Raw genomic sequence first — 10,860 nt, 5'->3', positions numbered from 1 at the left:
CCAGTACCGCCCCGACATCCTCGACGGATTCCTCGCCGGGACCGGCCTCTCCCTCGACCTCCCGCCGCCATCACCCTGAAGCGCCAATGTCAGTATCGCCGATGTCCTGGCCGCCGAGGCGTTCCTCAACGCCCGCACGCACCAACTGACCTCCGCTCCGGGAACCGGCTTCGACTCGGAGGCCTATCGGGTTCCCATCGCGATGGAGTTCCTGGTCCAACGACTCGTAGCCGACCTCCTGGCCGACCTCGAGAAGGTATCTGACGGGCCGCTGCCTGAGCACCTTGTGGTGCGCTGGAACCTTCTCACCGACGTCCTCGGCCCCTGGGAGGACCAGCCGGGGTGGGACGGCGAGCGGTGGCGCCGCATTCCCGACGCCGCGCCGTTTCGACCGGAGTAGCGCCTGACCGCGGGTCATACCCGAACGGGGGGGGCAGCGCCGAGCTCTGGCTCGACATGCAATCCCTTGGGCCGGTCGTCAGCGGTGCGACCAGTACGGGTCGTCGGCGGTCGGGGGCACCACGGTCAGCTGGTGCGAGTAGTCGTCCAACCGTTGGCCGGGCTGGGCCGGGTTCTTGCCGTACACCTCGGTGCCCGCGTAGTGGACTCCGTCCATGGAGGCCTGGAGGCTCACCCCCGGGGTGTCCATCTCCAGGGTGAGGAAGACACCGTCGGGCGAGGTTGCGGAGATCTGCCGCTCGTCGGTCGGGAAGGTGTCGGTGTTGGCGCCGACGAAGTTCCGGAACTTGCCCACGGTGTAGCCGTGCGCCGTCCAGTACTGGGCGAGCTGGTCGGCGAGGGCCTTGTACTTCGACCGGTCGACCGGGGCCTGGAGTGACCACATGCGGTAGACGGTGGAGGTTGGCATTGGCTCGCCGTCCCAGTGGTCCGGGTCGCGGACCACGTAGTACCAACCGTCGGAGTGTGCGACCTGCGGGGTGATGGCGCCCATGGCGCCCTCGAGTGCGCTCTGGATGCTGTCCCGAGCCTTTCCGGCGTCCGTCCCGGGCTCGTCGTGCCTGGCGATCGGGCCATGGCCGTAGTCCCAGGCCCAGGACACGGTCGCGACTGCGCCGATAAAGAGGAGGGGGAGCACCATGCCGAGGACGACCGGCCACCTGCGGGTCGTGGTGCGGTCACTGGTCTGCATGTGTGTCGTCCCCCGTGTCGGCCGTTCTGCTGGCGGTCTTGATCACGACGCTACCGGGGTGCAGTCCTGTGGACCTGAGCATGGGTACTCAGATTGGGGCTCAGGCGGTAGACGACAACGGCAGCCTTGTGCCGGGCCTGATTCTGGCCCGGCAACCGGTGCGGGGGAGCCGGCCCGCGTGCCAATGCGGTCGTCGGCTCACCTTGGGCACCGTGAGCTGCACGTTCGTCGCTGAATCGAATGGGTGATGGGCCCGCGACACACTGAATTCGAACTTGCATTCGATAGGTCGCACGTTCGATTCTGGGGGTGTGGAGACGACGATCAGCGCCCTGGCGGCCCAGCTCCAGCCGCCCCGGCCGACACCTGCGGTGCCGGTCCTGCCTGCCCTGCAGGAGCTGCTCCCCGACCGCGGGCTGCGCCCTGGGACGGCGGTGCGGGTGGGTGGCAGCACGGCGCTGTCCCTGGCGCTTCTCGCGGCAGCTACGACGGAGGGCACCTGGTGCGCGGCCATCGGCTGCGAGGGCCTTGGCCTGGTGGCCGCCGCGGAGATCGGCGTCGCACTCGACCGCCTCCACCTGGTGGAACGGCCCGGCGAGCACTTCGAGGACGCCGCCGCTGCTTACGCGGACGCGGCCGGGGTTCTGCTGCTGCGCCCCGGCCGGCCGCTCAGCGACCGCAGCGCCGCCCGGCTCACCGCGCTGGCCCGCCGCCACGGCTGCGCCCTGGTGGTCGACGGCTCGTGGCCCTCGCCGCAGGTACGGCTCCAGGTCACCGCGCGCCAGTGGACCGGCGTCGGGATGGGCCGGGGGCGGCTGCGCGGCCAGCGGGTGATGGTCGAGGTTGGCGGCCGCGGCGCCGCCGCCCGGGGCCGCCAGGTGGGCCTGTGGCTCCCGGACGCCGACGGCCGGGTCCGTCTCGACGCCCCGGCAGAGCGCCTGCATGGCGCCCGGGCGGCACGCCCGCAGCTGGCGGTCGCGAGATGACCGGATCCGAGGTAGCGGCACCGCGGTCGGTGGTGGTCTTCAGCCCGGACTGGCCGGTCACCGCCGCACTCGGTGCTGGCGGCGATGCCGAGGGACGGCTGGTGGCTGTGGTGGAGGGCGGCCGGGTGCTGGCGGCGTCCCAGGCCGCCCGGGCCGCGGGCGTGCGCCGGGGGATGAAGATCCGCTCCGCGCAGACCCTGATGGACGGCCTGGAGATCCACGACCGGGTACCGGACGACGAGGCCCGGCTGTTCGAGCAGGTCGCCGAGGCGGTTGGCGCACTGGCCGCGCACCTGGAGGTGCTGCGGCCCGGGATCTGCGCGATCCCGGCCCGTGGTGCGACGCGGTTCCACGGCGGCGAGGAGGCGCTGGTGGAGCGGCTCTACGACGCGGTCGAGAGCGCCGGCTTCGAGTGCCGCATCGGCGTCGCCGACGGCCTGGTCGCAGCCCAGCTCGCCGCCCGGACGCAGCTCGTGGTGCCCCCGGGCGGCAGCGCGGCGTTCCTCGCGCGGTTCCCGGTGGGCGAGGTCGCACCGCCGCGGCTGGCCGACCTGCTGGTGCGGCTCGGCCTGGAGACCGTAGGCCGCTTCGCGGCGGTGCCCCCCGCCGCGGTATCGGACCGGTTCGGCGCGGTGGGTGTGGCGGCGCACCGGCTCGCGCGCGGCCTGGAGGCGCGGCCGGTGGTCGCCCGGCCCGCCGGAGCCGATCTGGTTGCCCAGGTCCGCTTCGAGACCCCGCACACCGTGGCGGAGCCGATGGTGTTCGCGGCCCTGGGGTTGGCCGAACGGATGCACGCGGGCCTGGCTGCCGCCGGACTGGGCTGCGAGCGGTTCGCCGTGGAAGTGGAGTGCGCCGACCGCAGCGAGGCCTCGCGCATGTGGCGCCACGAGGGCGTGCTGTCCGCGGCCGCGGTGGCCGAGCGGGTGCGCTGGCAGCTCCAGGCCTGGCAGCATCAGCAGCATTTCGACGAACGGGCCGGCGGAGTCGTGGCGCTGCGGCTCGTGCCGGACGGTCTGTTCGCGGACCCGGGCCGGCAGCTGTCGCTGCTGGACGGAGACAGGGAGTCGCTCGAGCGGATGGAGCGCGCCGCCGCCCGGGTGCAGGCCATCCTCGGGCACACCGCGGTGGTGACGGCGCAGCTGGCTGGCGGGCGCGGGCCGGGGGAGCAGGTGGTCCGTACTCCGTGGGGGGACGCGCATCAGGAGCAGCGGGCCGAGGGTCCGTGGCCCGGGCGGCTGCCGGCCCCGTCGCCGGTGAGGGTGCCGGCCACGGCGGAGCAGGTGCGGTTGCGGGACGCCGAGGGCCGCGAGGTGCAGGTCACTGCGCGGGCCGAGCTGGTGTCCGCCCCGGTGTTCCTTGTCGTCGAGGGCCGGGAGTTGGCGGTGAGCGGCTGGGCGGGGCCGTGGCCGGCCACCGAGCGGTGGTGGGCCGACGACGGCTCCCGCGTGGCCCGGATGCAGGTCACCGTCGAGGGCGGTGGCGCTTTACTGCTCGCCGTCGAGGGCGGCCGCTGGCGCCTCGAGGGCGCCTACGACAGCTGACATCCGAGCCCCGTGCGGCCGCCGACCCCCTTCCCGGGTCGGCCCCGACGCCACCTTCGAGTACCACCAGGACCACCCGTGCCCTTCGACAGCAACCGCGAGACCCCGTGGCGCGAGCTGCACCGCCAGCTTGCGGGCGGCCCGCCGGACGCTGACCGGACCGTTGTGCCGTTCCCCACCCGGCCCGGCCCCGAGCCGTCGCGCACGCCGCCGCGACCGATGCCGGCGGGGACCGGCTGGGCCGAGCTGCACGTCCACACCTCCTACTCCTTCCTCGACGGCGCCAGCGACCCCGCCGACCTGGTCGACGAAGCCGCCCGGCTGGGCATCGAGACCCTGGCCGTCACCGACCACGACGGCCTCTACGCCGCCGCGGTGCTGGCCGCCGAGGCCCGGCGCACCGGCATCCGCACCGTGTTCGGCGCCGAGCTGACGCTGGACGCCACCACCGCGCCCACCGGCATCCCGAAGCAGGACGGCGAACACCTGCTGGTCCTGGCCCGCGGCGCGGAGGGCTACCGCCGCCTGGCCAAGGTGATCGGCGACGCGCACCTGGCCGGCGCCGCCAAGCGCCAGCCCCGCTACGACCGCGACGCCCTGGCAAACGCGCACGGCGGCCACTGGGCCGTGCTGACCGGCTGCCGCAAGGGCGCGGTACGCCGAGCCCTGGAGAGCGGGGGAGAGGCGGCCGCCGAACGGGAACTGCGGGAGCTGGCCGACCGCTACGGACCCGGCAACGTCTTCGTCGAGCTGACCGACCACCAGATGCCCGGCGACGACGAGCGCAACGACACCCTGGCAGCCCTCGCTGCCCGCACCGGCCTCACCACGATCGCCACCACCGCCGCCCACCACGCCTCCCCGGCCCAGCTCCGCCTCGCCCAGACCCTCGCCGCGTTGCGCCAGAACCGCTCCCTCGCGGACGCTGAGCCCTACCTGGCCGCGGCGGGCACCGCGTACCTGCGCTCCCCGGCGGAGATGGCCGCCCGCCTCGCGCCGTGGCCGGGCGTCCAGCAGACCACCGTCGACCTCGGCCGGGAGCTCGCCTTCGACTTCCGCGACATCCGCCCCCAGCTGCCGGGCTTCCCCGTGCCCGAGGGCCACACCGAGGCCAGCTGGCTGTGCGAGCTGACCCACCGCGCGGCCGCCGACCGGTTCGGGAGCGAGGACCGGCGCGCCCACCAGCAGATCGACTACGAGCTCCGCGTGATCGAGGATCTCGACATGGCGGGTTACTTCCTGATCGTCCACGACATCGTCGACCACGCCAGAGCCATCGGGATCTGGTGCCAGGGGCGCGGGTCCGCCGCGAACTCGGCGGTCTGCTACGCCCTGGGCATCACCGCGGTCGACCCGATCCGCTTCGGCCTGCTCTTCGAGCGCTTCCTGTCGCCAGAGCGGGACGGCCCTCCGGACATCGACCTGGACATCGAGAGCCGCCGCCGCGAGGAGGTGATCCAGTACGTCTACGAGCGCTACGGCCGCGCCCACGCCGCGCAGGTCGCGAACGTGATCACCTACCGCCCGAAGCTCGCAATCCGCGATGCCGGCCGGGCGCTCGGCCACCCGGTGGGCGACCTGGACCGGTACGCGCGGGAGGTGGGCTGGGAGATGCCACCGCCCGACGGCCCGGTACCGGCGGACGTGCGCGAGCTCGCCGGCCAGCTGCTCGGCCTGCCGCGCCACCTGGGCATCCACTCGGGCGGCATGGTGCTGACCAGGCGGCCGATCAGCGAGACCTGCCCAACCGAGTGGGCCACGATGCCCGGGCGCAGCGTGCTCCAGTGGGACAAGGAATCGGTCGCCTCCGTCCCGGGCCTCGTGAAAATCGACCTTCTCGGCCTTGGCATGCTGTCCGCCCTGCACGACGCCTGCGACCTGATCGCCGAGCACCACGGGCGCCGACTCGACCTCGCCACCATCCCGCCTGACGACCCGGACGTGTACGAGATGCTCTGCCGGGCGGACGTCGTCGGGACGTTCCAGGTCGAGTCGAGAGCGCAGGCCTCTGCGCTGCCGCGACTGCGCCCGAGGACGTTCTACGACCTGGTGGTGCAGGTCGCCCTGATCCGGCCCGGTCCGATCCAGGGCGGCTCCGTGCACCCCTACATCGCCCGCCGCAACGGCCGCGAGAAGGCGGTGATCGCGCACCCGCTGATGGAGCGCGCTCTCGCCAAGACCCTGGGCGTGCCGCTGTTCCAGGAGCAGATGATGCAGCTGGCGATCGACTGCGCGGGGTTCACCCCCGCCGAGGCGGACCGACTGAGGCAGGCGATGGGCTCCAAGCGCTCGCACGAGCGGGTCGCCGAGCTGCGCGAGCGGCTGCTCGCTGGGATGGCCGAGCGCGGCATCCCGCCCGAGGTCGCCGAGGACATCTACGGCAAGATCGAGGCCTTCTCCAACTACGGCTTCCCCGAGTCGCACGCGGCCAGCTTCGCCCTGCTGGTGTACGCGAGCGCCTGGCTCAAGTACCACTACCCGGCGGCCTTCACCTGCGCGCTTCTGGCCAACCAGCCGATGGGCTTCTACTCCCCGCTCACCCTGATCCAGGATGTCCGCCGCCGCGGCGTCACCGTGCTGCCCGTGGACATCAACCACAGCCGCGCCGAGCCCACTCTTGAACCACTAGCCCCGGCCGGTGACGCAGGCGCAGCGGCCTCCGGCGCTCAGGTTGCGATCCGGCTCGGTCTGGCCTCCGTGCGCGGTCTGGGCACCGAGCAGGCCGACGCGGTTGCGGCTGGCCAGCCCTATGCGAACCTGGACGACTTCGCCCGGCGCACCGGACTGTCCGAGCCCGTCCTGGAGGCACTAGCCACCGCTGGCGCGTTCCGCAGCCTTGGGCTGAACCGGCGCCAGGCCCTATGGTCTGCCGGCCTGCTCGCCCGCACCGACGCCGGAATGCTCCCCGGCACCGCACCCGCGCTGACGGCGCCCGACCTCGCGCCGCTGACCGCCGTCGAGGAGACCATCGCCGACCTGTGGGCCACCGGCAGCTCCGCCAGCGCCCACCCCGTCCAGCACGCCCGCCCGCACCTGGACCGGTGCGGCGCCCTGACCGCCGCGGTGTTCAAGCAGAGCGCGGGGAACCGGCTCGTCGCGGTCGGCGGCCTGGTGACCCACCGCCAGCGCCCGCCGACGGCCGGCGGCGTGCTCTTCCTGTCCCTGGAGGACGAGACCGGCCTGGTCAACGTCGTCGTCCAGCCCCATGTCCTCGAACGCAGCCGCAAGATCGCCCTCCAGAGTGCGGGGCTGCTGGTCTACGGGACGGTGGAGCGCCGCGACGGCGCGGCCAACCTTGTTGCCACCCGCCTGGGTCCCCTGACGCTCGCGCCCGGTGCGCGAAGCCGCGACTTCCGATGAGCCGCCCGCCCGCCTGCGCGTCAACGATGCAGGTCACCGCCGCAAACCCGCTACCCGCTGTCGGCGCCGCGGGTTAGAGTCCACGTCCAAGATCACGCGAAAGGGCGCGCCATGGCCGACCCCAGCACTGCCACCGATCGCAGCCGCAGCCGAGTCGTCGGCGGAGACGGTCTCACCGACCGCCAGCGAGCCATCATCGAGTTCACCGGATCGTTCCTCGAGGAACACGGATACCCGCCGGCCATGCGGGAGATCGGCAAGGCCGTCGGCCTGTCCAGCACCAGCTCGGTCAGCCACCAGCTCCGCCGTCTCCAGGACCTCGGGCACATCGAGCAGGATCCGCACCGTCCCCGCGCCTACCGCCTGCCCACCGCCGCGCGGATAGTCGCGCCCGCCACTACCGGCGTGAGCGTGCCGCTGCTCGGCCGGATCGCCGCCGGCCAGCCGGTCCTGGCCGATCAGAGTGCCGAAGACCACTTCGAGCTGCCCCGGCGCATCGTCGGCGAAGGCGAGCTCTTCGCCCTCACCGTGACAGGGGACTCCATGGTGGATGCCGGCCTTCTCGATGGCGATTACGTCACCGTTCGCCGCCAAGCGGTCGCGGAGAACGGGGACATCGTGGCGGCGATGATCGACGGCGAAGCCACCGTCAAGCGCCTCAAGCGCGCCGACGGCCGGATCTGGCTGCTGCCCGCCAACGCCGCCTACCGGCCCATCCCAGGCGACAACGCCACCGTCCTTGGAAAGGTCGTGGCAGTGCTCCGCAGCCTGTGAGCCGCCGGAACCCGGATCCGTCAGGGCGGACCCCGGTAGCGGGCATCACCTGTTCGGGGCGGCGCAGCTACCCGACGCGGGTTTCGAAGCCGACGTGCCACTGGCCCCCTTGCTTCTGGGTGTACCGATTCGCAATAGACCAGGCCCCGATGCCTCAGATGACGGTCGAGCACCCCGTGTCGCCGCCATGACCTCGCCGGCAGCCTCGTCACGCGCCGACTCCGGTCGCCGACGCGGCCCGGAGCCCGTTCACCGTGTCAAGCCCGCACTCACCCGCAGAATCCTCCCCCGGCGATTCCAGAGGTGCGCCAGACTGGCCCGCAGCGGGAGCCGCACCACATCTCCTTGGAGGCGACTTGAGGATCCGAACCACCACGAGCCGCAGACTGACTGGCGGGCACGCCGTCATGGCGGCTGCCGCCATCGGTTGGTGGGCCATCACAGCGCCCTACGTCGCGGCCGGTCTCAGGAGCGACGGGCAGTATCCCCTCCCGCTCGCCTGGGTGGCCGCGCTGTTCCTACCCATGGCCGGGTACGTGGGAGCGGGCACCATCGCAAAAGCGGAGTCACGCGGTCGCCGCATGCCCGGCGGCAAGACGGTGCTGGTGCTCCTACTGGCCGCTCTCTCCGTGGGATACAGCGTCATCGGATTCCCGGTCGGCCATCCCGGCCACGGTGGATGGCAGATCCCCGTGATGTTCGGCAGCCTCAACCTCTTCTGGTCCTACCTGGTTCCCTATACGGTCCTTGTCTCGGCCGCCGAAGAGGCCAAGCTGGCCGCCGCCAAGGAGAGCGGAGCAACCTCGTGACCGCCCTTGAACCCGCGGCCCCCAGCACCGGCCGGCGCTCGCTCCTGCGCTCCATCAGAATCGGAAGTCTCGTCCTGGCCGCCACCTCCATCGTCACCTGGGCGGGATTCACACCCGCGATGGTCGCTGGCATGCACCAGCACGGCCTCGATGTCATCTCCGCCAGCGGCACCGTCGCAATGATGTTCACCGCTGCGGTCATGGCGGCAGTCTTCACCGTGTCCCCCGTGAAGGTGACGTTTCGACTGGGCGCGTGGATCGCCGCTCTCCTTCTCCTTGTGCTGGCTGGCACCACGACGGCACTCCACAGCGATCCCGCGTTCACCGGGGACCGGAACTGGGCAGCCCCGGTCCTGGTCGGGCTGCTGCTGACCGGGCACTCCTTCCTCCCGTTCTGCGTCATCCGGGAGTGGCGGATGCGCGTCCGCGCACTCCCAGCCGCACCGAGGCGACCACAGGACTGACCGCCCACGCGAACATGGAAGGGCTCCCGGCCGGTCACTCCCCCACCCGGAGCAGAAGACGGTGAGCCCCCACGGCCCTCGCCCGCGGCGGTGAACCGCCGTGGCAGGGTGAGCGCATGGCCATCATCGACACCATCCGCGCTCTGCCCGGGCCGCGCTTCGAAGCCTTCCGCTACCCCCACGAGTACGCGATCGACCTCGCCGTGGAACGCGGCATCGTCCCGGCCGAGTACGTCGACGCCGGACGGGAAGAGGTCCGGGCCGGGCTGCGCCCCGGGTCGAAGCGAGGCCCAGAGACCCGAATGATCCTCAGATGCGCGCTGCGCCGCTGGTGCGAAGCGGAGGGGGAGAACATCGACGCGGTCTACGCGACCCTTGCCGACCGGTACCTGACGCTGCACTCCATCCTCAAGCCCTGAACCGGCGCCCAGGCGCCCTGCCTGATCGAGCGGGCCGGCGGCAAGGCCTCCTCGTCGGTGTCCAAGCGCACCACCCTGCTGGTCGCCGGAGACTAAGGCGGGCTCCAAGAAGGCCAAGGCCGAGGGGCTGGGTGTCCGGATCGCTGCTCCGGAGGAGTTTGCCGACCTGGTCACCGACCATCTCCTCTGAGTCCCCGTGAGGTCGGCCATCGGACCTCAGTTCGGCGGACGCGACGGTGCGCTCCGGTAGAGCGGCGGAATCTGCAGGGCACCCCGGCGCTGGAGCCCGGCGGGGGAATACCAGTGCGCGTGCGGCCATGGCCGGCTCAGCTCCGGTCCGCACGCGCCGTCCGGCCGGACACCGTCGGCGACCGCCCCGAACTCGAGAACACCACCGCCGGTGATAACGGGCACCGGATACAGCCTGCCGTCAGGGTCGGCGACGTACGGTTGCCCGCACCCCGTGCACCACAGCCCCAGGCTCGCCCAGGCGCCCGGAACCTGCCGACCGTCCAGCGAGCCGGCCGCGAAGCGCCGAGCGCCAGCCCCGCACGGGCACTGCCCCTCGGCGACGTAGAGGCCTGAGTCCGGCACGGGATCGTGCTGAACACCGAGCCAGCCAGCAGCAAGGCCGAGAGCCCGAGCCAGCGCCCGACGCTGCTTGGCATCCGGGCTTCCCCGCCCATTCCCCCACCGCGCCAGCAAGTGGCCTTCCAGGTGCGCCGCGCGGCAGACGTCGGCAGCGGTGCGGCCGGTGGCCGTGTGCACGAGCCGGATCCGGCGGGCCAACGGGTCGAGCTGGTGCAGGCTCCAGGCACGGTGGGGGAGCAGCACCTCGACCGCCTGCTGGGGGTCGGCCTCCTCGGCGAGTGCACGGTCTACGGCGCGCTGCCGGTGAGCCTCCGCCAGCCACGCCCGCGCGGCGGGCTCGGGCTGCGGGGAGTCCGCCGGGAGGCCGGCGAGGGCTTCTCCGGCCCGTTCCAGCTCGATGGCGATGTTGCTCCCGCCGGCCCCGCACTCGAAGACCACGACGAGGAGGCGCTGCAAGACGGCCTTGCCCGCTGCGCCGGTGCCCACGGTGAGCAGGGCGGTCGCTGCGTCGAGCGCGCGCAGTGCCCGCATCTCGCGGCCCTTGTTCCAGAGCTCCAGCATCTTCATCCCTGCGCCGTGGGCGATCGAACGACCGCCGCAGCCAGAAGGCTACTCCGGCGCCGGGCATGCAGTGACTCCTTGTCACGGCACGGACACGCCATCCCGCCTCCCAGGACTCGCGCCACCTTCGCTGCAAGGGCTACAAATACGCACGTCAAGTGACTCATCTCCGAATCATCCTTACGTGAATGGCCATTTGGCGTCG

10 protein-coding genes and 1 pseudogene are annotated in these 10,860 nt (G+C 72.4%); 9 read left to right on the top strand and 2 right to left on the bottom strand.

What is annotated here, in order from left to right; genetic code table 11:
- Positions 1-202: 202 nt before the first annotated feature.
- Positions 203-400, top strand: coding sequence for a hypothetical protein (locus AB0Q99_RS30730; RefSeq protein ID WP_363576915.1), 198 nt, complete (start codon positions 203-205; stop codon positions 398-400).
- A 78-nt stretch (positions 401-478) separates the two neighbouring features.
- Here AB0Q99_RS30730 and AB0Q99_RS30725 read toward each other — a convergent pair whose 3' ends face one another.
- Positions 479-1,150 (bottom strand): hypothetical protein, encoded by a 672-nt coding sequence (locus AB0Q99_RS30725; protein WP_363576913.1) that lies wholly within the window; start codon positions 1,148-1,150, stop codon positions 479-481.
- Between the two features lie 311 nt (positions 1,151-1,461).
- On the opposite strand from AB0Q99_RS30725, the gene AB0Q99_RS30720 reads away from it, so the two are divergent.
- The 8 genes and pseudogenes from AB0Q99_RS30720 to AB0Q99_RS30685 form a co-directional block, all read left to right on the top strand.
- A complete protein-coding gene (locus AB0Q99_RS30720; RefSeq protein WP_363576911.1) occupies positions 1,462-2,136 on the top strand; it encodes a hypothetical protein in 675 nt (224 codons plus the stop codon).
- Entirely contained in the window at positions 2,133-3,677 is a 1,545-nt protein-coding gene (locus AB0Q99_RS30715) for a DNA polymerase Y family protein (protein WP_363576909.1), read from the top strand. The genes AB0Q99_RS30720 and AB0Q99_RS30715 overlap by 4 nt, the downstream gene beginning before the upstream one ends.
- Before the next feature lie 78 nt (positions 3,678-3,755).
- The gene (locus AB0Q99_RS30710; protein ID WP_363576907.1) at positions 3,756-7,037 is read left to right on the top strand and encodes an error-prone DNA polymerase; all 3,282 of its coding nucleotides are present in this window, start codon (positions 3,756-3,758) and stop codon (positions 7,035-7,037) included.
- Between the two features lie 111 nt (positions 7,038-7,148).
- Positions 7,149-7,811: a transcriptional repressor LexA gene (gene lexA, locus AB0Q99_RS30705; RefSeq protein ID WP_363576905.1), complete on the top strand. Its 663-nt coding sequence runs from the start codon at positions 7,149-7,151 to the stop codon at positions 7,809-7,811.
- 407 nt (positions 7,812-8,218) lie between these two features.
- Positions 8,219-8,620, top strand: a complete 402-nt coding sequence (locus AB0Q99_RS30700) for a hypothetical protein (protein WP_363576904.1) — start codon at positions 8,219-8,221, stop codon at positions 8,618-8,620.
- The gene (locus AB0Q99_RS30695; RefSeq protein ID WP_363576902.1) at positions 8,617-9,084 is read left to right on the top strand and encodes a hypothetical protein; all 468 of its coding nucleotides are present in this window, start codon (positions 8,617-8,619) and stop codon (positions 9,082-9,084) included. Before AB0Q99_RS30700 ends, AB0Q99_RS30695 begins: the two co-directional genes overlap by 4 nt.
- A gap of 116 nt (positions 9,085-9,200) precedes the next feature.
- A complete protein-coding gene (locus AB0Q99_RS30690) occupies positions 9,201-9,503 on the top strand; it encodes a hypothetical protein (protein WP_363576900.1) in 303 nt (100 codons plus the stop codon).
- A gap of 21 nt (positions 9,504-9,524) precedes the next feature.
- A pseudogene (locus AB0Q99_RS30685) lies at positions 9,525-9,693 on the top strand (BRCT domain-containing protein); the annotation flags it as partial.
- Positions 9,694-9,719: 26 nt separating this feature from the next.
- Here AB0Q99_RS30685 and AB0Q99_RS30680 read toward each other — a convergent pair.
- Positions 9,720-10,661, bottom strand: a complete 942-nt coding sequence (locus tag AB0Q99_RS30680) for a hypothetical protein (RefSeq protein ID WP_363576898.1) — start codon at positions 10,659-10,661, stop codon at positions 9,720-9,722.
- Positions 10,662-10,860: the final 199 nt, after the last annotated feature.

Source organism: Kitasatospora sp. NPDC086791, assembly GCF_040685975.1.
GTDB lineage: Bacteria > Actinomycetota > Actinomycetes > Streptomycetales > Streptomycetaceae > Kitasatospora.
The sequence above is the reverse complement of the archived record's forward strand: the minus strand, read 5'-3'. Positions and strand labels throughout refer to the sequence as shown.